Here is a 21,276-nt window from a genome sequence, read left to right as displayed (position 1 = left end):
GCAGGACACGGCGATGAGCGACGACAAGCAAGCCCCCACCGAACGCGGCATCGATGCCGCAGCCGTCATGCTGGCTGCCCGCAAGCTGGAGCAGGGCAAACTGGTGGCGTTCCCGACGGAGACCGTCTACGGCCTGGGCGGCGACGCCGAAGACCCGGCTGCGATTGCCGCTATCTACGCCGCCAAGGGCCGTCCCGCCAACCATCCGGTGATCGTGCACGTCTCGCCCGAGGCCGATATCGCTTACTGGGCGGCATCGGTGCCGGTGGAGGCGCGCCGTCTGATCGCCTCGTTCTGGCCGGGGCCGTTGACGTTGATTCTGAAGCGCGCGCCGCATATTCCCGACGCCGTGGCCGGCGGCCAAGATTCGGTGGGCCTGCGTTGTCCTTCGCACCCGGTGGCGCAAGCGCTGCTGCGTGAATTCCGTGGCGGCAAGGGCGGCATCGCAGGCCCGTCGGCCAACAAGTTCGGCCATGTCAGCCCGACGACTGCAGCCCACGTGCGCGAAGAATTCGGCGACGATGAAGACGGCTTGGTGGATTACGTGCTGGACGGTGGGCAGAGCGATGTCGGCATTGAGTCGACCATTGTCGATCTGTCCCGCATCGATACCCATGGGCCGGTGCTGCTGCGTCCCGGCCACATCAGCGCCGACCAGATCGCCGCCGTGCTGGGCGTAATGCCGGCTGCGCCCGACGCCGCCGCGCCGCGCGCCTCGGGCACGCTGGATGCGCACTATGCGCCGCACACTCCGGTGGTGCAGGTGCAGCCCGACGAGCTGGCCGCAGTGCTGGCAAAACTGGCCGACGCAGGGAAGAAGGTTGCCCTGATTTCCCGCACAGGGGATGCGCATCGCGTGGCGGTGACGCAAGCCATGCCGCAAGAGGCGGATGCCTATGCGCACGATCTCTACGCCGCATTGCGCGACATGGACCATGCCGGTTGCGACATCATCGTGGTGGAGGCCTTGCCGCTGACGGCGCAATGGCAGGGCGTGAACGATCGTCTGCGCCGCGCCGCCTTTGATTCGCAAGGTATCCTGGAGCGGCTGGGCCGCTGATCTCCTCACTACCGAAACTCTGCTGTCTGCGCCGGTACTGACTTTGCGGTCAGTTGCCGGTTGTCAAAACAAGACAGCTCCTGACATCTTCTATACAAATTGTCACAAAGCTGGCATAGTATCTTCCAAGAATAGCACGCGCGTTCTTTTTGATTGACGGATGTAAGTGCCAGGGGTGTATCAGTTACCCTGAGTTACGCAAAAAAATGAAAAACGGTAAATCAGCCGTTGGGAAACAGCCCGCCGACGCCAGCCTGCGGGAATAAAAATCAGGGCAAGAATGCCCTTAACTCTTGGAGACAGAAATGCAGAAACAATTTTCCCTTTTGCCTAAAATCGCCGCGTTGTCCGTGATGGCAGCATGCGCCGCTCCGGCCATGGCGCAGCAGGCTGGCAGCAACATTGTGAACCTGGGCTGGTTCCACCTGGCGCCTCAGGATTCCAGCTCCGGCCTGAGCAAGCTGAACGGCCCTGGCGCCGGCTTCTATCCGAACCGCACTTCCAGCGTGAGCACCGCTGACACCGTTGGTATCGCCTTCACCCACTTCTTCACCGATAACTTCGCGCTGACCGCCGACCTGGGCATTCCGCCGGAGTTCAAGCTCAAGGGCACCGGTGACCTGGCCGCTCTGGGCGAGCTGGGCAAGGCCAAGCAATGGAGCCCGGCGCTGGTTGCCAAATACTACTTCGGCGGCGCCAACGACAAGTTCCGTCCGTTCCTGGGCGCTGGTGTGACCTATGTGTGGTACTCGGACGTTTCCCTGTCGCAGGCTTTCCAGAATTCCGCAGCGCTGGGTAACGGCACCGCAACCGCGTCGCTGAGCTCGTCCTGGTCGCCGGTTCTGAACCTGGGCGCCACCTACAACTTCAATGATCGTTGGTCGATGAGCTTGTCGGTTTCCTACATCCCGCTGAAGACCGATGCCGACATCACTGCCCAGCCGGCAGGCGCCGCAGCCGCGTTGGGTGCACAGCGTTACAAGACCACCATCACGCTGGATCCGATCGTGAGCTTCCTGTCCGTCGGCTACAAGTTCTAAGCTGAACGCGTAGAAAATAAAAAAGCGCCTTCGGGCGCTTTTTTATTTGCAGCATCACTGGCGATGTTAGCCGTCGCGGGGCGATCAGATTTCGCCGGTCTTGATAAATTGCCCGTTGTGAAACACCAGCGCCGCCTGCGGATTGACTTCGCAGTGTTCGACCTCACCTACGAAGATGACGTGATCCCCCTCCGGATATTGGCTGCGGTTATGGCATTCGAACCAGGCCGAGACGCCATCCAGCACGGGTTGTCCGGTGCGCGATAGGGTGTAGGGGATGCCCTCGAAGCGGTTTTCCTTCCTGCTGGCGAACTGCTGCGCCACGTGCGCCTGCTCGGCGCCAAGGATGTTGATCACGTAGTGCGAGTTGCCGGAGAACACGGGCAGGCTGTTGGCCTTGGTGCCCAGGCTCCACAACACCAGCGGCGGATCCAGCGAGACCGAGTTGAATGAACTGGCGGTCAGGCCGAGCAGGGTGCCGTCGGACAGGCGCGTGGTGATCACAGTGACGCCGGTGGCGAACTGGGACAGGGCCTGGCGGAAATGAGCGGCGTCGAATTCGCGCGATTCGGCGCGCGGATAGCGTGTGTGCATCGGGAATATGGGTTTGATCCGGGATGGAGGCGCGGCGGCGAGGCCGGCCACAAACCAACATGATAGCGGATCGCGGCCACTCCTGCCGCCGGCTTGTCGATGCGCCATGTTGGTGTGCGTCAACATCCTTCGGACGGGACGTACCGTTTTGCGTTAGAGTTTCATGCAATGCAACTGAAAAAGGGGGCCGAAATGGCTAGCGAAATCGCAGTGTTGGGCGGCGGATGTTTTTGGTGCCTGGAAGCCGTCTACCAGCAAGTCAAAGGGGTGGAGGCGGTGGAGTCGGGTTACACCGGCGGCGCGATTGCCAATCCCAGTTATGAACAGGTGTGCGGCGGCCAGACCGGCCACGCCGAGGTGGTCAAGCTGCATTTCGACCCGCAGCAGATCAGCTATCGCGAGATCCTGGAGATCTTCTTCACGATCCACGATCCCACCACCTTGAATCGACAGGGCAACGACGTCGGTACGCAATACCGCTCGGTCATCTACTACCAGGACGCGCAGCAGCAGGACACGGCCAAGCACATCATCGCCGAGATGGCGCTGGTATGGGATGCGCCCATTGTTACCGAGCTGAGTGCGCCGCAACCGTACTTCAAGGCCGAGGACTACCACCAGAACTATTTCCAGCAGCATCCCTTCCAGGGTTACTGCGCGTTCGTGGTGGCGCCCAAGCTCGCCAAATTCCGAGAGGTGTTTGCGCAGAAGAGCAAGGCGCAATAAGAAAGAAGCACCAGGCAGTCAACAGAAAACGGGCATCGGCCAAGCCGCATGCCCGTTTTTTTATCTACAGATTCCGGCTCAGCGGACATCATCGATACACCGATGCATGCCCGGCGACCAGCGGAAAGAACCTTATTTGTTATAGACGTAGTTGCGCGACCACGGCAACGTCTGGGCGCTGGTGTCGGCCTTGGTGCACACCACCTGGTACAGCGAGATCCAGTCGCGCTCGAAGCCGTAGGAGCTGCCGGCGAGATAGACGCGCCAGATGCGGTAATGCTTTTCGTCGGTGACTTTACGAATGGCTTCGGTATTTGCTTCGAAATTATCGGCCCACATGCCACAAGTCTTGGCGTAGTGACGGCGCAGGTTTTCCACGTCGAAGGCTTCCAGGCCACCTTCCTGCATGGTCTTCAACACCATGCTGATATGCGGCAGCTCGCCGGCGGGGAACACGTACTTGTCGATGAACTCGCCGGCGCCATAAGGCGACTCGCCGTTGTCGATGTCGGTGCTGGTGATGCCGTGGTTCATCACCATGCCGTCATCGGCCAGCAACTTGTTGATCTGGCGGAAGTAGCCGGGCAGGTTCTTGATGCCGACATGCTCGAACATGCCCACGCTGGTGATGCGGTCGAAGGTGCCGGTGACGTCGCGGTAATCCTGCAGGCGGATCTCGATCCGGTCGGACAGCCCGGCGCGCTCGACGCGCTCGCGCGCCAGTGCGTACTGGTTCTGCGACAGGGTGACGCCGACGCATTTGGCGCCGTACTTCTGGGCCGCGCGCAGCACCAGCGCGCCCCAGCCGCAGCCGATGTCGAGCAGGGTCTGGCCGGGCTTGAGCTGGATCTTGTCGAGGATGTGATCGATCTTCTTGATTTGCGCGCTGACCAGGTCTTCGTCGCCGTTCTCGAAATAGGCGCAGGAGTACACCATGTTCTCGTCGAGGAATAGCTTGTAGAAGTCGTTGGAGACGTCGTAGTGATACTGGATCGCCTCCGCGTCCTTCTTCTTGGTGTGCGTCACGCTGCGCACGATGCGACCGAGCTTGCCTTCGGCCTTGAGCGTGTTGGCGGCCAGCCCGTTGGCCACCTTGATGATGTTCTTGACCGCGCCTTCCACCTCGATCTTGCCTTCCACATAGGCCTCGCCCAGATTGGCCAGCGAAGGATTGAGCAGCGAGGTGATGGCCGATGCCTGCGGCACTTTCAGCGTGACTTCGGGCGAACCCGTGCTGAAGTCGTATTGCTGTCCGTTCCACAGTACCAGCCGCAGCGGCAGTGCAGATGCGTTGCGAATATTTTCTACCCAGGCGTCAAGCTTCTTTTCCCAAAACACGATTTTCCTCCGCGTTAGTGACGTGAATGCTTAACAGCCCTGTCAAGATTTTCTTCGTCAGGGCTGCAGGCGCAGCCGCTGCCATTCGCCACTATCAGTGCGTGTATAGAGCACGCGGTCGTGCATGCGCGATGGGCGGCCTTGCCAGAATTCGATGCGATCAGGGATGACCCGGTAGCCGCCCCAATGAGCGGGGCGCACCGGATGTTCGCCGAATTGCTGCTTCGTCGTTTCGTATTGTCGTTCCAGTGTTTCGCGGTCCGAGACTGCCTGGCTCTGGCGGGAGGCGATGGCTCCCAGCTGGCTGCCCAGCGGTCGGCTGAAGAAATACGCGTCGCTTTCTTCCTTGGTGACGCGCTCGATCTTTCCTTCGATGCGAACCTGGCGTTCAAGTTCTACCCAATGGAACAACAAGGCTACGTACGGGTTGGATTCGACATCCCTTCCCTTGCGGCTGTCGTAGTTGGTAAACCAAGTAAAGCCATTCTGGTCAAACTGCTTGATCAGGACGATGCGCGAAGACGGTCTTCCATCGGCCCCGACGGTGGCAACGCTCATCGCGTTGTATTCGGGTACTTGTGCTTTGGTCGCTTCGTCGAACCAGATTGCAAATTGATCAATCGGATCGGCGGCGGCTTCGAGTTCGGACAAACTGGCGCGGCTGTAGTCTTTACGTAGGTCTGCTATCGACATGCTACTTGGTCCTCATGGAACAGCGCTAGAGTAGCGCGTTTTAAAAAGTTTTGCAGAACGGCAAAACGACGAATGCGAGCCATTGTGCGCCCGGGCGACGGCGTCTTCAATGATCGCGAACAAGCGACGCAAAAAAAAGCCGATGCATTATCGCATCGGCTTTTTGCTGTCAGGACAGGCTGATCAGTTGGTCTTGATCGCTTCGACCTGAATGGCCAGCTTGGTTTCCATCGAGAAGCCGTACTTCGCGCCGTAGTCCACACCGAAGTCGGCGCGGTTGAAAGTAGCCGACGCATCGCCGCCGCACACTTCGCGCTTGAGCATCGGGTGCTGGATGCAATTGAACTTGTTGATGGTCAGGGTCACCGGCTTGGTCACGCCGTGCAGGGTCAGGGTGCCTTCGACCGAGGCAGGCTTGTCGCCGTCGAACTTGATGGCGGTGCCCTTGTACACGGCGGTCGGGAATTTGGCGACGTCGAACATATCGGCGCTCTTGGCATGCTCGTTCATCTTGGCGTGGCCGAAGTCGATCGAGGAGGTGTCGACGGTGATTTCCATGGTGCCGGTCTTGGCCGCGCGGTCCAGGGTCACGGTGCCGCTGCTCTTGTCAAACTTGCCACGCCAGATCGACACGCCCATGTGGTCGGCTTCGAAGCTGGGGTAAGTGTGGCTTGGGTCGATGGTGTAGGTGTCGGCGGCGGATGCGGAGACGGCTGCGCCGGCGGCGAGCAGAGCGACGAGGACGTGATTCAGTTTCATGGTTCGGTTCCTTGAGTGTAGAAAATACCGGCTTATCGGGCGCCGCGGTGGAGCGGCGCAATAGGGCGCGGATGTTGTTGTGCTGTCAGTGGGATTGCGAAAATGCTTACGGCGCTGCGACGATGTGGAACTTGATGCTGACCTCATCGGCCACCATACCGGTGTCCTTCCATTCGCCTTCGCCGATGTTGTAGGTCAGGCGCTTGATCGGCAAGGTGCCGTCGAACACCTGGGTGTTGCCTTCCTTCTTCACGGTCAGCGGGAAGCTGACGTCGGTGCTCTTGCCCTTGATGGTCAGCTTGCCTGCCACATCATATTTGCCGGCGCCGGCGGCCTTGATGGAACTGGCGACGAAGGTCGCCTTGGGGAATTGCGCGGCGTTGAACCACTCCTTCTTCTGCACTTCCTTGTTGTATTCGGCTTCGCCCAGGTCGAAGCTGGAGACGTCGATGTCGACGCTGGCCTTGCCTTGTTCAGGCTTGGAGGCGTCGAAGTCGATGTTGGCGGCGAACTTCTTGAACTTGGCGTCGACCGGCACGTTGAGTTGCTTGAAGGTGGCGCCGACGCTGCTCTTGGCAGCGTCGACTTTCAGCGGCGCCGCTTGCGCGGAGGCCATCAGGGCGACGGCGCCGAGGGCGGCGAGGGTGGGGTGGAGGATGCTTCGCAGTGTCATATCGGGTCCCGGTAAAAACAGACTAAGACGAACGGTGTGGCTTGGGGCAAGCCTGCGTGAAATACAAACCAACATAAAGCGAGTGAAACGCGCCGCGGCGGCTGGCTTGCGGCGTATCTGAAACGGCGCCGCTTACGGCAGCATGCGCCGGAAAATATTGTCGCGATCGATGAACTGGTGCTTCAGCGCCGCCAGTACGTGCATCGCGAAGGCGGCCAGCAGCACCATATTGAGCACATAGTGCAGCTCCTTGAGCAGCGGCTTGAGTTCCGGGTTGGGGGCCATCAGCACCGGTAGCGGCACGATGCCCAGGTAGACCACCGGCACGCCGGCCGACAGGCTGTAGAAATAGCCGGAAACGGGAATGGCGAACATCAGCGCATACAGGCCCAGGTGCAGCCCGTGTGCGGCAGCCTGCTGCCATTGCGGCATGTGCAAGGGATAGGCCGGCGCCTTGTGCGTGAGGCGCCAGAGCAGGCGCACGCAGGCCAGCGCCAGTACGGTCACGCCTATCCATTTGTGCCAGGAAAAGTATTTGAGCTTGGTCGGCGTCAGGCCCGGGATATTGACCATGGTCAAGCCGAGGCCGAAGGCGGAGATGATCAGCAGGGCGATCAGCCAGTGCAGCAGCACGGCAGGTTTGGTGTAGCGATCCATAGCGGGCGGAATCTTATTGTTGCGGTTTGAATGGCTTAGCCCGAAATGGTTTCGCAAGCATGCACGGGCCGGCTGATGCGCGATGGGCGCGGGCGGCGAGCCCATCGGGTGCGTTGCATCATGCCATTCTTTTGGCCGATTGTGAGTATAAAGAGCTTTGCGGCGGCGCATTACTCGTGCAATTCGAATTTCAGCCGTCCGATTTTGCGAGTAATGAGCGGGAGGGGCGAGGGGAGTGGATGAAAAAATGGCGCGCAAGATGCGCGCCATTGCAGCAGTGTCGCTAGGCCGCAGCAGGCTGCGACCCTCAGTCAGCTCAGATCTGCTTGGCCAAGGTCACGGCGCCGCCGATGTAGTTGGCGGGGGTCATGGCCAGCAGGCCGTCCTTGGCTTCCTGCGGGATAGCCAGGCCGTTGATGAAGTCGCGCAGCGCTTCCTTGGAGATGCCCTTGCCGCGGGTCAGCTCCTTCAGTTGCTCGTACGGGTTCTCGATGCCGTAGCGGCGCATCACGGTTTGCACCGGCTCGGCCAGCACTTCCCAGTTGGCGTCCAGGTCGGCTGCGAGGCGCTCGGGATTGACTTCCAGCTTGTTCAGGCCGCGCAGGCAGCTGTCGTAGGCCAGCAGCGTGTAACCCAGGCCCACGCCGATGTTGCGCAGCACGGTCGAATCGGTCAGGTCGCGCTGCATGCGCGACACCGGCAGCTTCTCGGACAGGTGCTTGAGCACCGCGTTGGCCAGGCCCAGGTTGCCTTCGGAGTTTTCGAAGTCGATCGGGTTGACCTTGTGCGGCATCGTCGACGAACCGATTTCGCCGGCCTTCAGCTTTTGCTTGAAGTAGCCCAGCGAGACGTAGCTCCAGATGTCGCGGTTCAGGTCCAGCAGGATGGTGTTGGCGCGGGCGAAGGCGTCGAACAGTTCTGCCATGTAGTCGTGCGGTTCGATCTGGATGGTGTACGGGTTGAACACCAGGCCCAGACGCTGCTCGATCACGTTCTTGGAGAACGTCGGCCAGTCGAACGAGGGATACGCCGACAAGTGGGCGTTGTAGTTGCCCACCGCGCCGTTCATTTTACCGAGGATCTCGACTTGCTCAATGCGCTTGATGGCGCGCTGCAGGCGGGCGACCACGTTGGCCATCTCCTTGCCCAGGGTGGTCGGGCTGGCGGTCTGGCCGTGGGTGCGCGAGAGCATCGGCAGTTCGGCGTTGGCGTGGGCGATCTCGGTCAGCTTGGTGATGACGTTGCGCAGCGACGGCAGCATCACGCCGTCACGTGCGGCCTTGAGCATCATGCCGTGCGAGGTGTTGTTGATGTCTTCGGAGGTGCAGGCGAAATGGATAAATTCGGAGGCGGCGACCAGCTCGGGCACGTCCTTGACCTTTTCTTTCAGCCAATATTCGACCGCCTTGACGTCGTGGTTGGTGACGGCTTCGATTTCCTTGATGCGGGCGGCGTCGGCTTCGCTGAAGTCGGCGGCCAGCTTGTCCAGCAGGTTCTTGCCGGCGGCGGAGAACGGCTTGATCTCGGCAAAGCCGGCTTCCGACAGGGCTTGCAGCCAGGAAATCTCAACCTTCACGCGATGATGCATGAAGCCTGCTTCGGACAGGATGGGACGCAGTTTGTCGGTTTTGGAGGCGTAGCGGCCGTCCAGCGGGGACAGTGCCGAGAGAGCGGAGAGGGACATGATGGAAACGAAGGAAGGGATGAGATACGTTGACTGAAGATTGGCAGGCTGTTGACGTTAATACAGTCAAAACCCGAATCGCCCGAAGGCGGGATTTTACCATCCGCGCGGCCGGCAGCCCAGTTTTGCCGCTGTGTTGCTTTCCGTCCCGTTGCTGCGGGCCATCGATTTTTGCCCAAAACGCGAATGCTATAATCGCCGCAGATAATTACTCCAAACGCTATGCTGAAACTCATAGGCTCCTACGCCAGCCCCTTTGTGCGCAAAGCGCGCGTCGTGATGGCAGAAAAAAAGATCGACTACGAATTCATCCTGGAAGATGTCTGGAGTGCATCGACCACCATCCAGCAAAGCAACCCGCTGGGCAAGGTGCCCTGCCTGCTGATGGATGACGGCGGCGCCATGTTCGATTCGCGCGTGATCGTCGAATACTTGGATACCCTGACGCCGGTCGGCAAGCTGCTGCCGCCCAACGGCCGCGAGCGCGCCGAGATCAAGTGCTGGGAAGCGCTGGCTGACGGCCTGCTGGATGCGGCCGTGCTGGTGCGCCTGGAAAAGACCCTGCGTCCCACCAAGCAGCAAAGCCCGGAGTGGATCAAGCGTCAGTGGAGCAAGGTCGAAGCCTCGATCAAGGCGATGGCCGAAGGCTTGGGCGAGAAGCCGTTCTGCGTCGGCAACCATTACACGCTGGCCGACGTCGCCGTCGGCTGTGCGCTGGGCTGGATGAGCTTCCGCTTCCCTGACATGCCCTGGCGCGAAGACTATCCCGAGCTGGCCCGCTTGTTCGACAAGGTATCGGAGCGCCAGTCCTTCAAGGATACGGTGCCGCATCTCTGAGCGGATCAGGCTCATGCCGACCGGCCCCGGCTGTCGTCGGCGCAAAAAAAAGCGCGCTTTGAAAGCGCGCTTTTTTTGTCCGGCGGGTGAGACGGCTTATTCGCCGGCAGGCGCCATCTGGCTTTGCAGGTAATTCTGGATGCCGATCTTTTCGATCAAGTCCAGCTGCGTTTCCAGCCAGTCGATGTGCTCTTCGGTATCGTCCAGGATCATCTGGAATAGTTCACGCGACACATAGTCGCCGTGCTGTTCGCAGGTGGCGATGCCTTCCTTGACGGTCTTGTGCGCGGCCTTTTCCAGCTTCAGGTCGCACTCGATCATTTCCTTGGTGTTTTCACCGATCATCAGCTTGTGCAGGGCTTGCAGGTTGGGCAGGCCATCGAGCATCAGGATGCGGTCGATCAGCTTGTCGGCGTGCTTCATTTCGCCGATCGATTCTGCATATTCCTTGGCGCCGATCTTGTCCAAGCCCCAGTGCTTGTACATGCGGGCGTGGAGGAAATACTGGTTGATAGCGGTGAGCTCGTTGGTCAATTGTGCATTGAGCAACTTGATGACTGCTGGATCGCCTTTCATGGGAACCTCTGAATTCGTGAAGTAGATGGGAGGCCGCCCGGCAGTTGATAATCAGACTACAGACCCGTGCGGCGAGAACGGACGCATCATAGCGCAGGCAATTTGTTTCTTCAGCATAAATTAGCGCGAATCATTCTTGTCATTGTTCGTCGTCGTTTTGTGTCCAGGGCATGCCGCGCAAAGGCAGGCCCGGCACGCCTTTGAACGAATGGGGCCGGTTGACGGCGCAATCGGGTGCGTCGTTCGTTGCGCGGCGCTCTTTCTTGGAATCACACCATTCTTGTGCCAAAAACAAAAAACCTCCGACGCAAAAGCGAGGGAGGTTTCTTGGGAAAGCGCCGCAGCGATCATGAAGACGCTGCGGCACAGTCGCGCTCACGCGCGGGGTGTTGCGCTTACTTCTTGTCCGGATCCGTCACGAAGCCGATCTTGGTCAGTCCGCCGGACTGCGCCGCCGACATGACCTGCGCCACCTTTTCGTACTGAGTCGTACGCTCGGCGCGCAGATGCAGTTCGGGCTGCGGCTGCTTTTGCGCAGCTGCCGCGATGCGCATGCCCAGCTGGTTGCTGTCGATCTTCTCTTCGTTCCAGAACACGTCGCCGCCGGCGTCGATGGAGAGGTTGATGCTTTCCGGCTTCACTTCATCCGGCTGGCTGCTGGCCTTGGGCAGATCGATCTTCACCGCATGGTTCATCACCGGGATGGTGATGATGAAGATGATCAACAGCACCAGCATCACGTCGACCAGCGGCGTGGTGTTGATCTCCGGGTTGAAGTCGTCGTCCGAATCGGACAGGGAACCCATTGCCATTACGCTCTCCCGACGGCGGTCAACTTGGCCTTGGCGCTGTTCTTGTCACCTTCTTCGGTGGCGGCGCGCGAGCCGGTCACGAACAGGGCGTGCAGGTCGAAACCGAACTTGTTCAGCTTGGCGATAGTGGTCTTGTTGCCGCGCACCAGGGCGTTGTAGCCGAAGGTGGCGGGAATCGCCACGGCCAGACCCAAGGCGGTCATGATCAGCGCTTCGCCGACGGGGCCGGCGACCTTGTCGATGCTGGCCTGGCCGGTGGTGCCGATGGACACCAGCGCGTGGTAGATGCCCCAGACGGTGCCGAACAGGCCGACGAACGGCGCGGTGGAACCGACCGATGCCAGCACGGCCATGCCGGTCTGCAGCTTGCCGGAGGCTTCGTCGATGGCTTGGCGCAGCGACAGGGTGACCCAGTCGCTGACCGACAGTTGGTCATGCAAGTGGCCCTTGTGGGCGGTGTGGTGGCTCATCGCGGTGACGCCAGCCTTGGCGACGTCGGCGAACGGGTTTTCATCGCCCAGGGTCGCCACGCCTTCCGGCAGGCTGGTGGTATCCCAGAACTGATGGCCGGCGGCGGCCGACGCCTTGCGGAAACGCAGCAGCTGGAACGCCTTGGTGATGATCACATACCAGGATGCGATCGACATGGCCAGCAACAGGACGGCGACGCCCTTGGTGACGAAATCCCCTTGAGCCCAAAGGCTTTCCAATCCGTACGGACTAACTTCCATGATGACTTCCTTTGCTACTTGTTATGGTTTAAGAATTTAACTTGAAGGCAATGCTGCCCGTGGTGGCAACGACGATGGCTTTGCCATCTTCGATATACGGCTTGTAGACGGCGCGCATGACGGCGCGACGCGCTTCTTCGTCCAGGCGCGGATAGCCGGACGATTTGGTGATTTCGACTTTCTCGGCGCGGCCGCTAGTGTTGACCGTGACCTTGAACTGCACCACGCCTTCTTCACCCATGCGCTTGGAGACGGCAGGGTAGTTCACGCGAGGCGGCTCGATGTATTCGATGCCGGAGGTAATCTGTTTGGGCAGGATCGGGCCCGGCGGCGCAGCCGGCGCGGGTGCCGGCGCCGCTGCGACTTGCGGGGCAGGTTCAGCCGGCTGTGGCGGTTGCGGCGGCGCGGTGATGGCGGTCGGGGCGGGGGCTTCGGTCACCGGAACCGGCTTGGGCGGCGTGACGACCTTCTTGACCGTCTTCACGACTTTCGGAGGCGTCGGCTCAGCCTTGGGCGGCGCCGGTTCCGGCGCCTTCTCGGGCACGATGAAGGTGGCGATCACTTCCTTGGGAATGGCGCTGGCGACCTGATGAACCAGGCCGCTTTGCAGGGCCCAGAAGAAAGCGATGTGTAAAAGGATGATCAGCCCGAGCGGGCCGATTTTGCGAACCTGGCGCATCAAAGCGCTGGGAGAGCTGTTACGCATAACAGACGGCGAAATGGCGTTCATGAATTTTAATTACGCAGCAGCGAGCGATGGATGAAATACCATCGGCCGTGCGCCTTGATGTGTTTGATTGGCTTTGTCGAGACATTCGCGCAGAACGTGCTTGGCGCAAGAGTGGCATTTGCCGCAGCAAGTGCCAACACCGAGCTGCTTGCGCAGCTCGGTCATGGATGTCATGCCTGCATCGACCGCCTGATGAATCTTGCCTTCGGAGATGTTGTTACAAACACATACGATCATTGTACGCCTTGCCGCCTGCTTTATCAGGCCTATGCGGATCTCGCCCCTGACACAATACGCGAGAAGAATTTAAATTTTTCCGGCTGCGGCATCGTCCGTTCCACTACGGTTGCCCACTGCTCCGACAGTTGCTGGCAAGTTGCCCGCAACACCGGCGCCAGATTCGGCAGGTCCGCCAAGGCTTTCAGGTGGCGCTCAATCACCGACGCCAATTTGACGCAGCTTTGAGTTTCCTGATTGTTGTTGGCAGTGTAGTGCGACATCAGATGCAATACGGCAGAAACCAGAAGTTCAGGCTGGGCCGGCGCGCTGTTGGGTTCCGCAAAAGCGGAATGCATTTGGTCGGTAACCATCAAACTCTCCTCACTTGGCTAGCTTTGCTGGCTAAACGTCAAATGGCTTCAACGCTGGCTGGCCTGTTTGTCCACCTTGTACCGCAATGACTGCGATCCGCGCGGCTTACGCCGTGAGGATCAATTTGTTCAGCTGGGTCAGACGCAACTTGTAGATGCGACCGCCATGATCGATCTCCAGTTCGCGCATCTGACGGAACAGGTCCGTGCTCTTGATGCGAGTAATCGGAGTGCCGTTTGCAGTGGTACCGGGCTTGTTGCGACGGTCAATGCCGTGTTCGTTCAGTTGGCTCATAACACCTCCTATTAAATGCGAACAATTCTTATTTAGATTATTTGTCATTTGCCGCCAGATTGCAAGCTCTTTATGAGTGAGATTGATTATTTTTATCGCCCAAAGATTTCCTCTTGGCATCATTCGGCGATTTACGGCGTTTGTCTCCGTTTTTGTTGTGCAAAAAGAAACGCCCCGCAGCATCCAATGCCTGCGGGGCGTTCTGTTTCGTTGCTCTTTGGTGGGGAATCAGGCGGTCACGGCGCCGGTCTCGATGATGCCGCCACCCAGGCAGATGTCGCCGTCATACAGCACCGCCGACTGGCCTGGCGTGACCGCCCATTGCGGCGTGTCGAAATGCAGCGCGAACTGGCCATCGCCGCCGGCGAAGCCGCAGGGCACATCCGCCTGGCGGTAGCGCGTCTTGGCCGACAGCGCCGCCTTGTCCGGCGCGCTGCCCGCGACCCAGCTGATCTGGCCTGCCGACAAGCTCGGCGAGAGCAGCCAGGGATGATCATGGCCCTGCACGATATAAAGCGTGTTGTTTTCCACATCCTTGCGCGCCACGTACCAGGCGTCGCCATTGCCGTCCGCATTCTGGTGCGCCTTGATGCCGCCGATGCCGATACCCTTGCGCTGACCCAGCGTGTAGAACGACAGGCCGACGTGCTCACCCACGGTGTCGCCGTCGGCGGTCTTGATCGGGCCCGGCTTGTAAGACAGATAACGGTTCAGGAATTCGCGGAACGGTCGCTCGCCGATGAAGCAGATGCCGGTGGAATCTTTCTTCTTGGCATTGGGCAGTTTCAGCTGCTCGGCGATGCGGCGCACTTCGGTCTTGTGGATTTCGCCCAGCGGGAAAACGGTGCGCGAGAGCTGTTCCTGATTGAGCCGGTGCAGGAAATAGCTCTGGTCCTTGCTGGCGTCCAGCGCCTTGAGCAGCTCGAAGTTGCCGGCCGGGTTCTGGCGCACGCGCGCATAGTGGCCGGTGGCGATGTAGTCGGCGCCCAGCTTCATGGCGTGGTCGAGGAAGGCCTTGAACTTGATTTCGGCGTTGCACAGCACGTCCGGATTGGGCGTGCGGCCGGCCTGGTATTCGCGCAGGAACTCGGCGAACACGCGGTCCTTGTATTCCGAGGCGAAGTTGACTGTCTCGATATCCACGCCGACCACGTCGGCCACGCTGACGGCGTCGATCAGGTCTTCGCGCGTCGAGCAGTATTCCGAATCGTCGTCGTCTTCCCAGTTCTTCATGAACAGGCCGATGACTTCATAACCTTGTTCCTTCAGCAGCCATGCCGAAACCGACGAATCCACGCCGCCCGACATGCCGATGACTACTTTTTTCTTGCCCATGATGTTGCCCGTTAGATTGGCGTGCAAATGCATGCACGCGATGCAATGTCCTCAGCCCAGCTCGCCGATCGCGCTGGGATCGGCGTGCACCAGTTCCAGCGGCGCGCGTTGGCCGCGCAGCCAGTCGTCCACGCAGCGCAGCACCAGCGGGCTGCGATGGCGATCGGCGCAGGCCGCCAGCTCGTCGCGCGTCATCCAGACCGTGCGCAGGATGCCTTCGTCCAGCGGCCGGTCCAGCGCCTCTCCCGCATCGCCGGCAAAGGCGAAGCGCAGGTAGGTCACGCTCATGCCGCCGCGCGAGGAAGACACATTGCGCGACAGGTAGGTGCCCACCAGCGCGGTCGGCGTGAAATGGCGCGCCGATTCTTCCAGCGCCTCGCGCGCCACGGCGTCCAGCAGCGATTCGCCCGGTTCCAGGTGGCCGGCCGGCTGGTTAATGCGAATGGCGCCGCCGCTTTGCTCCTCGACCATCAGGAAGCTGCCTTGCCGCTCGATGATCGCGGCGACCGTGACGGAGGGTTTCCAGACTTCAGACATTGATTACCTCGTGAATCCGACATTTTACCCGTTCGGCGCCGACTCTTCAGCGCAAAGGCCCGTGGCGCGGGGATTTGCCGTCTGCCGCGGTACCCGGGTAAAGTTGTTGGGTTCCAAATTTTGTCGTGTAAGATTCAGGTAAGAATTCACCACACAGGAGCTTTGCATGAGGATTGGGATTCCCGCCGAAAGTCGGGACGGAGAAACGCGTGTCGCGGCGACCCCGGAAACCGTCAAGAAACTGGTGGCCGCCAAGCACGAAGTGATGGTCGAGTCGGGCGCCGGCATCAAATCCAGCCTCCCGGATGAAGCTTATGTCGCCGTCGGCGCCAGCATCGGCAGCGCCGACGCCGTCTACACCGCCGAAGTGATCCTCAAGGTGCGCGCACCCGATGAGCAGGAGCGCGCCCGCATCAAGACCGGCACCGTGGTGGTGGGCATGTTGAATCCCTTCGACGCCGACAATATCGCCGCCATGGCCGCCGCCGGGCTCACTGCCTTCGCGCTGGAAGCCGCACCGCGCACCACTCGCGCGCAATCGATGGACGTGCTGTCCTCGCAGGCCAACATCGCCGGCTACAAGGCCGTGCTGATGGCGGCCAACACCTACCAGCGCTTCATGCCCATGCTGATGACCGCGGCCGGCACGGTCAAGGCCGCGCGCATGCTGATCATGGGCGCGGGCGTCGCCGGCCTGCAGGCGATCGCCACGGCCAAGCGCCTGGGCGCGGTGATCGAGGCGTCCGACGTGCGTCCCGCAGTCAAGGAGCAGATCGAGTCGCTCGGCGCCAAGTTCCTCGACGTGCCTTTCATTACCGACGAAGAGCGCGAGATCGCCCAGGGCGTCGGCGGCTATGCACGCCCGATGCCGCCCGACTGGATGAAGCGTCAGGCCGAACTGGTGCACGAACGCGCCAGGCAGGCCGACATCATCATCACCACCGCGCTGATCCCGGGCCGCCAGGCGCCGGTGCTGATCAGCGAAGAGACGGTCAAGGCGATGAAGCCGGGCTCGGTGATCCTGGACATGGCAGTCGACCAGGGCGGCAACTGCCCCCTGTCCGAGCCGGGCAAGACCGTCATCAAGCACGGCGTGCACATCATCGGCGAAGGCAACCTGGCGGCCCTGGTGGCGGCTGATGCCTCGGCGCTGTATGCGCGCAACGTGATCGATTTCCTGAAGCTGATCATCGACGGCGAAGGCCGGCTGGTGATCAACAAGGAAGACGACATCGTCGCCGCCACGCTGCTGTGCCAGGGCGGGGAAGTCCTGCGCCAGCCAAACAAGTAATCCATCGGACAAGGCCGGCGGCGTCGAACGCCGGCCGTCCGGCATCACCATCACTCAATAAAAAAGAAGGAAGAAGTACATGCAACGCATCATGCTGCGCGCCAAGATCCACCGTGCATCCGTTACCCAGTGCGACCTCAACTACGAGGGCTCCTGCGGCATTGACGAAGACCTGCTGGAGGCGGCTGATATCCGCGAGTTCGAGAAGATCGAGCTCTACAACGTCAACAATGGCGAACGTTTTTCCACCTACGCCATTCGCGGCAAGCGCGGCAGCGGCGAGATTTCCCTGAACGGCGCGGCAGCCCGCCTGGCGCACCTGGGCGATCTGCTGATCATCTGCACCTATGCCCCGATGTCGGACGAGGAAGTCGCGCAATACAAGCCCAAGGTCGTCTTCGTCGACGACAAGAACCGCATCACCAGCCTGAAGGCGATCTGACCACCGCAACCTGACCGACGTGAATCTGACCCGCGGTTTCACCGCCGCGCCATAAAGAGAGGAACAAGAAATGGAAGTCAGCCATACCATCATCAACCTGATCATCTTTGTACTGGCGATCTACGTCGGTTACCACGTGGTCTGGACCGTCACGCCGGCGCTGCACACGCCGCTGATGGCGGTCACCAACGCCATCTCGGCGATCATCATCATCGGCGCCATGCTGGCCGCCGGCCTGACCGAGGGCCCGGTGGGCCGCATCGCCGGCACCCTGGGCGTGGCGCTGGCCGCGGTCAACGTGTTCGGCGGCTTCATGGTGACCCAGCGCATGCTGGAAATGTTCAAGAAGAAAGAACCCAAGGCCAAGACGGGAGGACAGGCATGAGCATGAACCTCGTCACCTTGTTGTACCTGATCGCCTCGATCTGCTTCATCCAGTCGTTGAAGGGCCTGTCGCACCCGGCCACCGCGCGTCGCGGCAACGCCTTCGGCATTGCCGGCATGGTGATCGCGGTGCTGACCACGCTGGCCCTGATCGTCAAGTTGAAGGGCGACGGCGCCGACTCTGCCAGCAACATTGGCTACCTCCTGGTAGCCGCCGGCGTGATCGTGGGCGGCGGCATCGGCGCCTACCTCGCGCGCAGTGTCGAGATGACCAAGATGCCCGAGCTGGTCGCGGCGATGCACTCGCTGATCGGCCTGGCCGCCGTCTGCATTGCAGTGGCGGCGGTGGCGGAGCCTTGGGCGCTGGGTATCTCTGGCCACGGCATGCCGATCCCGGTGGGCAACCGGGTGGAATTGTTCATCGGCACGTTCGTGGGCGCCATCACCTTCTCCGGTTCGGTGATCGCCTTCGGCAAGCTGTCGGGCAAGTACAAGTTCCGCTTGTTCCAGGGCGCGCCGGTGAACTTCGCCGGCCAGCACTTCCTGAACCTGCTGCTGGCGGTGGCCATGATCGGCTTCGGCATCATCTTCGTGCTCACGCAAAGCTGGCTGCCCTTCATCATCATGGCGGCGATCGCCTTCGTGCTGGGCGTGCTGATCATCATCCCCATCGGCGGCGCCGACATGCCGGTGGTGGTCTCGATGTTGAACAGCTACTCCGGCTGGGCCGCGGCCGGCATCGGCTTCTCGCTGAACAACCCGATGCTGATCATCTCCGGTTCGCTGGTGGGTTCGTCCGGCGCAATCCTGTCCTACATTATGTGCAAGGCGATGAACCGTTCGTTCTTCAACGTGATCTTGGGCGGCTTCGGCGGCGAGGCTGCGGCGGCCAGCGGCGGTGCGCAGCAGCAGCGCAACGTCAAGTCTGGCTCGGCCGACGACGCGGCCTTCCTGATGGGCAATGCCGAGACCGTGATCATCGTCCCCGGCTACGGCCTGGCGGTGGCGCGCGCCCAGCACGCGCTGAAGGAGCTGACCGAGAAGCTGACGCACAACGGCGTGACCGTGAAGTACGCAATCCACCCGGTGGCGGGCCGCATGCCCGGTCACATGAACGTGCTGCTGGCCGAGGCCGAGGTGCCCTACGACCAGGTGTTCGAGATGGAAGACATCAACAGCGAGTTCGCGCAGGCCGACGTGGTGCTGGTGCTGGGCGCCAACGACGTGGTCAACCCGGCGGCCAAGGATCCGAAGTCGCCGATCGCCGGCATGCCGATCCTGGAGGCCTACAAAGCCAAGACCGTGATCGTGAACAAGCGCTCGATGGCGGCCGGTTATGCCGGCTTGGACAACGAGCTGTTCTACATGGACAAGACCATGATGGTTTTCGGCGACGCCAAGAAGGTCATCGAGGACATGGTCAAGGCTGTGGACTGAGCCGCGCTTTCAGGCAATGAAAAAGCCGCTCTTCGGAGCGGCTTTTTTTATTCTTGCAACCGGGTTTGTACCGGCCGGCCCCGGCTTACTTGGTGCCGAAGATGCGGTCGCCGGCGTCGCCCAGGCCGGGCACGATGTAGGCGTGGCTGTCCAGGTGCGAATCGAGCGACGCCACATACAGCTTGACGTCCGGGTGAGCATCGGCGAACACCTGCACACCCTCGGGCGCCGCGACCAGCGCCACGAAGACGATGTTGGCCGCCGGCACACCGCGCTTTTTCAGCGCGTCGACGGCATACACGGCGGAGTTGCCGGTGGCGACCATCGGGTCGCACAGGATCATGGTGCGGTCCTGCAGGTCGGGCAGGCGCACCAGGTATTCCACCGGTTGGTGGTTCTCGTCGCGGTAGACACCGATATGGCCCACGCGCGCCGAGGGGATCAGCTCCAGCAGGCCGTCGCTCATGCCCACGCCGGCGCGCAGCACCGGCACGATGGCCAGCTTCTTGCCGGCGATCACGGGGGCGTCGTAGGTCACCAGCGGCGTCTCGATACTCTCGGTGGTCAGCGGCAGGTCGCGCGTGATTTCATAGCCCATCAGCAGCGTGATTTCGCGCAGCAAGTCGCGGAACGTGCGGGTGGAAGTGCGCTTGTCGCGCATGTGCGTGAGCTTGTGCTGGATCAGCGGGTGATCGAGGATGAACAGGTTCTTGAAGCGCGGATCTTGTTTCATGGTAAAGAAAAAGGCTGTGTTGGAGCGGCTCGGGCCGCGATGGCCGCATTGTCTCACGGCGCGCTCCGGCGCGGTATCCGGCGGCGGATTCGCAGGAATCAGGGCGGGTCAGCGGCGACCGAACATCATCTGCTCGGCCAGCAGGTCGCGCGCCGTCGGCAGCAGGTCGATGGCACCCAGCGACAGACCCAGCGCCGTCTGCAACGGCGAGCCTTGCGCCGAGCCGGCGAATACGCGCGCCATCAGGTCGGTCAGGCGGATGGTCAGGCCGCGGTCGCCGCCGCGCTGGCGTTCGAAGGCTTGCAGCGCCTGCGGCGACAGGTCGCGCGCCAGCACGTCGGCCAGCACGCGGGCGTCGCGCAGGCCGAGGTTCATGCCCTGGCCGGCGACAGGATGCAGGGTTTGCGCGGCATTGCCGATGGCCACCACGCGGCGCGTCTGGCCGGGGCCGGCAGTCAGGCCGAGCGGGTAGGACAGGCGCGGGCTGACGCGGGTAAAGCAGCCCACACGCTGGCCGAAGGCCTGGCTCAGCGCGGCCAGGAAAGCGGCGTCGTCCAGCGCCAGCAAGGCCTCGCCGGTGGCCGGGCGCACGCACCACACCAGCGCATAGCCATCGTCCTGCGGTAGCAGGGCCAGCGGGCCTTCGTCAGTGAAGCGCTCGAAGGCGCGATGGGCGATGGCCTGGTCGGCGTGGACGTGGGCGATCAGGCCCAGTTGCTGATAGTCACGCTGCACATTCTTTTGCTTCTGTTCCCCGAACAGGCCGCCTTCGGCCTGGATGGCCAGCGTGGCGCGCAGCACGCGGCCGTCCTGCAGCGAGACCGCGACGTGGTCTTCCTCCTCGGCCAGCGCCGCCACTTCGGCGGGGCGCAGGAAGGACAGACCCATCGCGGCAGTGGCGTTGACCAGCGCCTGGTTGACGTCGCCGTAGCGGGCCACGTAGCCCAGCGCCGGCAGTTGGTAGTCCTTGCGGTCCAGCAGCGTGCGGCCGAAGTGGCCGCGGCGCGAGACATGGATTTGTTCGATGGCGGTGGCGCGCTTTTCCACGGCGTCCCAGGCGCCCAGCTCCGCCAGGATCTGGCGGCTGCCGTAGGACAGTGCGATGGTGCGCGGATCCTGCGCGGCCTGCTCCGGCGTCTTCATGTCGACCAGCGCGATGCGCGCGGCAGTGCGGCCGCGCTGCGCCAGCAGGCCGGCGACGCTTTGGCCGACGGGGCCGCCGCCGCAGATGATGAGGTCGAAGTCGACGGAATTCATGGTGCGCAGGTGCAGGAAAGGAAACAAGCCGCCATTGTAGCGGAGCGGCATGCGCGGGAATTGAT

26 protein-coding genes are annotated in these 21,276 nt (G+C 61.6%); 8 read left to right on the top strand and 18 right to left on the bottom strand.

Translation table 11 applies throughout. The annotated features are described in order from the left end of the window. The first annotated feature begins 13 nt into the window (after positions 1 to 13). Together J8I26_RS19295 and J8I26_RS19290 are read left to right on the top strand one after the other, a co-directional pair. Positions 14 to 1,060, top strand: a complete 1,047-nt coding sequence (locus J8I26_RS19295; protein ID WP_209608733.1) for an L-threonylcarbamoyladenylate synthase — start codon at positions 14 to 16, stop codon at positions 1,058 to 1,060. A 305-nt stretch (positions 1,061 to 1,365) separates the two neighbouring features. Next, positions 1,366 to 2,100: an OmpW family outer membrane protein gene (locus J8I26_RS19290; RefSeq protein ID WP_209608732.1), complete on the top strand. Its 735-nt coding sequence runs from the start codon at positions 1,366 to 1,368 to the stop codon at positions 2,098 to 2,100. An 84-nt stretch (positions 2,101 to 2,184) separates the two neighbouring features. On the opposite strand, the gene J8I26_RS19285 is transcribed toward J8I26_RS19290, so the two are convergent. Beyond that, positions 2,185 to 2,694, bottom strand: a complete 510-nt coding sequence (locus J8I26_RS19285) for a flavin reductase family protein (protein WP_209608731.1) — start codon at positions 2,692 to 2,694, stop codon at positions 2,185 to 2,187. 192 nt (positions 2,695 to 2,886) lie between these two features. Between J8I26_RS19285 and msrA the strand changes: the two genes are divergently transcribed. Beyond that, entirely contained in the window at positions 2,887 to 3,420 is a 534-nt protein-coding gene (gene msrA / locus J8I26_RS19280) for a peptide-methionine (S)-S-oxide reductase MsrA (RefSeq protein ID WP_209608730.1), read from the top strand. A gap of 132 nt (positions 3,421 to 3,552) precedes the next feature. Here the strand turns inward: msrA and J8I26_RS19275 are convergent, their stop codons facing one another. The 6 genes from J8I26_RS19275 to purB form a co-directional block, all read right to left on the bottom strand. After that, a complete protein-coding gene (locus tag J8I26_RS19275) occupies positions 3,553 to 4,758 on the bottom strand; it encodes a cyclopropane-fatty-acyl-phospholipid synthase family protein (protein ID WP_209608729.1) in 1,206 nt (401 codons plus the stop codon). 57 nt (positions 4,759 to 4,815) lie between these two features. After that, entirely contained in the window at positions 4,816 to 5,451 is a 636-nt protein-coding gene (gene pdxH / locus J8I26_RS19270) for a pyridoxamine 5'-phosphate oxidase (RefSeq protein WP_209608728.1), read from the bottom strand. Positions 5,452 to 5,634: 183 nt separating this feature from the next. Next, complete coding sequence (locus J8I26_RS19265; RefSeq protein ID WP_209608727.1) at positions 5,635 to 6,210, bottom strand: YceI family protein; 576 nt, start codon at positions 6,208 to 6,210, stop codon at positions 5,635 to 5,637. A gap of 106 nt (positions 6,211 to 6,316) precedes the next feature. After that, a complete protein-coding gene (locus J8I26_RS19260; RefSeq protein WP_209608726.1) occupies positions 6,317 to 6,883 on the bottom strand; it encodes a YceI family protein in 567 nt (188 codons plus the stop codon). 132 nt (positions 6,884 to 7,015) lie between these two features. Continuing rightward, positions 7,016 to 7,540 (bottom strand): cytochrome b, encoded by a 525-nt coding sequence (locus tag J8I26_RS19255; protein WP_209608725.1) that lies wholly within the window; start codon positions 7,538 to 7,540, stop codon positions 7,016 to 7,018. A gap of 316 nt (positions 7,541 to 7,856) precedes the next feature. Next, positions 7,857 to 9,224: an adenylosuccinate lyase gene (gene purB, locus J8I26_RS19250; RefSeq protein WP_209608724.1), complete on the bottom strand. Its 1,368-nt coding sequence runs from the start codon at positions 9,222 to 9,224 to the stop codon at positions 7,857 to 7,859. 222 nt (positions 9,225 to 9,446) lie between these two features. Between purB and J8I26_RS19245 the strand changes: the two genes are divergently transcribed. Further along, the gene (locus J8I26_RS19245; RefSeq protein WP_209608723.1) at positions 9,447 to 10,061 is read left to right on the top strand and encodes a glutathione S-transferase N-terminal domain-containing protein; all 615 of its coding nucleotides are present in this window, start codon (positions 9,447 to 9,449) and stop codon (positions 10,059 to 10,061) included. Positions 10,062 to 10,157: 96 nt separating this feature from the next. Here J8I26_RS19245 and bfr read toward each other — a convergent pair whose 3' ends face one another. From bfr to J8I26_RS19200, 9 genes are all read right to left on the bottom strand, one after another. Then, the gene (gene bfr / locus J8I26_RS19240) at positions 10,158 to 10,637 is read right to left on the bottom strand and encodes a bacterioferritin (RefSeq protein WP_209608722.1); all 480 of its coding nucleotides are present in this window, start codon (positions 10,635 to 10,637) and stop codon (positions 10,158 to 10,160) included. Positions 10,638 to 11,032: 395 nt separating this feature from the next. Further along, on the bottom strand, positions 11,033 to 11,449 hold the full coding sequence (locus J8I26_RS19235) for a biopolymer transporter ExbD (protein ID WP_209608721.1): 417 nt from the start codon (positions 11,447 to 11,449) through the stop codon (positions 11,033 to 11,035). After that, the gene (locus J8I26_RS19230) at positions 11,449 to 12,180 is read right to left on the bottom strand and encodes a MotA/TolQ/ExbB proton channel family protein (RefSeq protein WP_209608720.1); all 732 of its coding nucleotides are present in this window, start codon (positions 12,178 to 12,180) and stop codon (positions 11,449 to 11,451) included. Before J8I26_RS19230 ends, J8I26_RS19235 begins: the two co-directional genes overlap by 1 nt. A 28-nt stretch (positions 12,181 to 12,208) precedes the next feature. Beyond that, complete coding sequence (locus J8I26_RS19225) at positions 12,209 to 12,910, bottom strand: energy transducer TonB (protein WP_209608719.1); 702 nt, start codon at positions 12,908 to 12,910, stop codon at positions 12,209 to 12,211. Between the two features lie 9 nt (positions 12,911 to 12,919). After that, entirely contained in the window at positions 12,920 to 13,147 is a 228-nt protein-coding gene (locus J8I26_RS19220; protein WP_209608718.1) for a (2Fe-2S)-binding protein, read from the bottom strand. 29 nt (positions 13,148 to 13,176) lie between these two features. Continuing rightward, on the bottom strand, positions 13,177 to 13,500 hold the full coding sequence (locus tag J8I26_RS19215; RefSeq protein WP_209608717.1) for a hypothetical protein: 324 nt from the start codon (positions 13,498 to 13,500) through the stop codon (positions 13,177 to 13,179). Positions 13,501 to 13,606: 106 nt separating this feature from the next. Next, complete coding sequence (hemP, locus tag J8I26_RS19210; protein ID WP_209608716.1) at positions 13,607 to 13,795, bottom strand: hemin uptake protein HemP; 189 nt, start codon at positions 13,793 to 13,795, stop codon at positions 13,607 to 13,609. Between the two features lie 228 nt (positions 13,796 to 14,023). Beyond that, complete coding sequence (mnmA, locus tag J8I26_RS19205) at positions 14,024 to 15,130, bottom strand: tRNA 2-thiouridine(34) synthase MnmA (protein WP_209608715.1); 1,107 nt, start codon at positions 15,128 to 15,130, stop codon at positions 14,024 to 14,026. Positions 15,131 to 15,181: 51 nt separating this feature from the next. Next, the gene (locus J8I26_RS19200) at positions 15,182 to 15,667 is read right to left on the bottom strand and encodes an NUDIX hydrolase (RefSeq protein WP_209608714.1); all 486 of its coding nucleotides are present in this window, start codon (positions 15,665 to 15,667) and stop codon (positions 15,182 to 15,184) included. Positions 15,668 to 15,833: 166 nt separating this feature from the next. Here J8I26_RS19200 and J8I26_RS19195 point away from each other — a divergent pair, with 166 nt between their 5' ends. The 4 genes from J8I26_RS19195 (at position 15,834) to J8I26_RS19180 (ending at position 19,221) form a co-directional block, all read left to right on the top strand. After that, entirely contained in the window at positions 15,834 to 16,958 is a 1,125-nt protein-coding gene (locus J8I26_RS19195; RefSeq protein ID WP_209608713.1) for a Re/Si-specific NAD(P)(+) transhydrogenase subunit alpha, read from the top strand. A gap of 79 nt (positions 16,959 to 17,037) precedes the next feature. After that, on the top strand, positions 17,038 to 17,400 hold the full coding sequence (gene panD / locus J8I26_RS19190) for an aspartate 1-decarboxylase (RefSeq protein WP_079216722.1): 363 nt from the start codon (positions 17,038 to 17,040) through the stop codon (positions 17,398 to 17,400). Between the two features lie 70 nt (positions 17,401 to 17,470). Then, positions 17,471 to 17,785, top strand: coding sequence for an NAD(P) transhydrogenase subunit alpha (locus J8I26_RS19185; protein ID WP_209608712.1), 315 nt, complete (start codon positions 17,471 to 17,473; stop codon positions 17,783 to 17,785). Further along, complete coding sequence (locus J8I26_RS19180; protein WP_209608711.1) at positions 17,782 to 19,221, top strand: NAD(P)(+) transhydrogenase (Re/Si-specific) subunit beta; 1,440 nt, start codon at positions 17,782 to 17,784, stop codon at positions 19,219 to 19,221. The genes J8I26_RS19185 and J8I26_RS19180 overlap by 4 nt, the downstream gene beginning before the upstream one ends. Positions 19,222 to 19,306: 85 nt before the next feature. Here J8I26_RS19180 and upp read toward each other — a convergent pair whose 3' ends face one another. Together upp and J8I26_RS19170 are read right to left on the bottom strand one after the other, a co-directional pair. Beyond that, positions 19,307 to 19,954, bottom strand: coding sequence for a uracil phosphoribosyltransferase (upp, locus tag J8I26_RS19175; RefSeq protein WP_209608710.1), 648 nt, complete (start codon positions 19,952 to 19,954; stop codon positions 19,307 to 19,309). A gap of 108 nt (positions 19,955 to 20,062) precedes the next feature. Further along, positions 20,063 to 21,211, bottom strand: coding sequence for an FAD-dependent monooxygenase (locus J8I26_RS19170; RefSeq protein WP_209608810.1), 1,149 nt, complete (start codon positions 21,209 to 21,211; stop codon positions 20,063 to 20,065). Between the last annotated feature and the right edge of the window lie 65 nt (positions 21,212 to 21,276).

Source organism: Herbaspirillum sp. LeCh32-8 (genome assembly GCF_017814915.1).
Lineage (GTDB): Bacteria > Pseudomonadota > Gammaproteobacteria > Burkholderiales > Burkholderiaceae_D > Herbaspirillum.
Note: the sequence above shows the minus strand (reverse complement) of the source record. Positions and strands in the feature narration are given on the sequence as shown.

What these genes read in the sequence shown, in the direction of transcription:
- J8I26_RS19195 (WP_209608713.1), top strand. Translation starts at nt 15,834, where the DNA reads ATGAGGATTGGGATTCCCGCCGAAAGTCGGGACGGAGAAACGCGTGTC.
- pdxH (WP_209608728.1), bottom strand. Translation starts at nt 5,451, where the DNA reads ATGTCGATAGCAGACCTACGTAAAGACTACAGCCGCGCCAGTTTGTCC.
- J8I26_RS19245 (WP_209608723.1), top strand. Translation starts at nt 9,447, where the DNA reads ATGCTGAAACTCATAGGCTCCTACGCCAGCCCCTTTGTGCGCAAAGCG.
- msrA (WP_209608730.1), top strand. Translation starts at nt 2,887, where the DNA reads ATGGCTAGCGAAATCGCAGTGTTGGGCGGCGGATGTTTTTGGTGCCTG.
- J8I26_RS19255 (WP_209608725.1), bottom strand. Translation starts at nt 7,540, where the DNA reads ATGGATCGCTACACCAAACCTGCCGTGCTGCTGCACTGGCTGATCGCC.
- J8I26_RS19170 (WP_209608810.1), bottom strand. Translation starts at nt 21,211, where the DNA reads ATGAATTCCGTCGACTTCGACCTCATCATCTGCGGCGGCGGCCCCGTC.
- J8I26_RS19180 (WP_209608711.1), top strand. Translation starts at nt 17,782, where the DNA reads ATGAGCATGAACCTCGTCACCTTGTTGTACCTGATCGCCTCGATCTGC.
- bfr (WP_209608722.1), bottom strand. Translation starts at nt 10,637, where the DNA reads ATGAAAGGCGATCCAGCAGTCATCAAGTTGCTCAATGCACAATTGACC.
- J8I26_RS19215 (WP_209608717.1), bottom strand. Translation starts at nt 13,500, where the DNA reads ATGGTTACCGACCAAATGCATTCCGCTTTTGCGGAACCCAACAGCGCG.
- J8I26_RS19265 (WP_209608727.1), bottom strand. Translation starts at nt 6,210, where the DNA reads ATGAAACTGAATCACGTCCTCGTCGCTCTGCTCGCCGCCGGCGCAGCC.
- J8I26_RS19200 (WP_209608714.1), bottom strand. Translation starts at nt 15,667, where the DNA reads ATGTCTGAAGTCTGGAAACCCTCCGTCACGGTCGCCGCGATCATCGAG.
- J8I26_RS19235 (WP_209608721.1), bottom strand. Translation starts at nt 11,449, where the DNA reads ATGGCAATGGGTTCCCTGTCCGATTCGGACGACGACTTCAACCCGGAG.
- J8I26_RS19230 (WP_209608720.1), bottom strand. Translation starts at nt 12,180, where the DNA reads ATGGAAGTTAGTCCGTACGGATTGGAAAGCCTTTGGGCTCAAGGGGAT.
- upp (WP_209608710.1), bottom strand. Translation starts at nt 19,954, where the DNA reads ATGAAACAAGATCCGCGCTTCAAGAACCTGTTCATCCTCGATCACCCG.
- J8I26_RS19220 (WP_209608718.1), bottom strand. Translation starts at nt 13,147, where the DNA reads ATGATCGTATGTGTTTGTAACAACATCTCCGAAGGCAAGATTCATCAG.
- J8I26_RS19285 (WP_209608731.1), bottom strand. Translation starts at nt 2,694, where the DNA reads ATGCACACACGCTATCCGCGCGCCGAATCGCGCGAATTCGACGCCGCT.
- purB (WP_209608724.1), bottom strand. Translation starts at nt 9,224, where the DNA reads ATGTCCCTCTCCGCTCTCTCGGCACTGTCCCCGCTGGACGGCCGCTAC.
- panD (WP_079216722.1), top strand. Translation starts at nt 17,038, where the DNA reads ATGCAACGCATCATGCTGCGCGCCAAGATCCACCGTGCATCCGTTACC.
- J8I26_RS19295 (WP_209608733.1), top strand. Translation starts at nt 14, where the DNA reads ATGAGCGACGACAAGCAAGCCCCCACCGAACGCGGCATCGATGCCGCA.
- J8I26_RS19185 (WP_209608712.1), top strand. Translation starts at nt 17,471, where the DNA reads ATGGAAGTCAGCCATACCATCATCAACCTGATCATCTTTGTACTGGCG.
- mnmA (WP_209608715.1), bottom strand. Translation starts at nt 15,130, where the DNA reads ATGGGCAAGAAAAAAGTAGTCATCGGCATGTCGGGCGGCGTGGATTCG.
- hemP (WP_209608716.1), bottom strand. Translation starts at nt 13,795, where the DNA reads ATGAGCCAACTGAACGAACACGGCATTGACCGTCGCAACAAGCCCGGT.
- J8I26_RS19260 (WP_209608726.1), bottom strand. Translation starts at nt 6,883, where the DNA reads ATGACACTGCGAAGCATCCTCCACCCCACCCTCGCCGCCCTCGGCGCC.
- J8I26_RS19225 (WP_209608719.1), bottom strand. Translation starts at nt 12,910, where the DNA reads ATGAACGCCATTTCGCCGTCTGTTATGCGTAACAGCTCTCCCAGCGCT.
- J8I26_RS19290 (WP_209608732.1), top strand. Translation starts at nt 1,366, where the DNA reads ATGCAGAAACAATTTTCCCTTTTGCCTAAAATCGCCGCGTTGTCCGTG.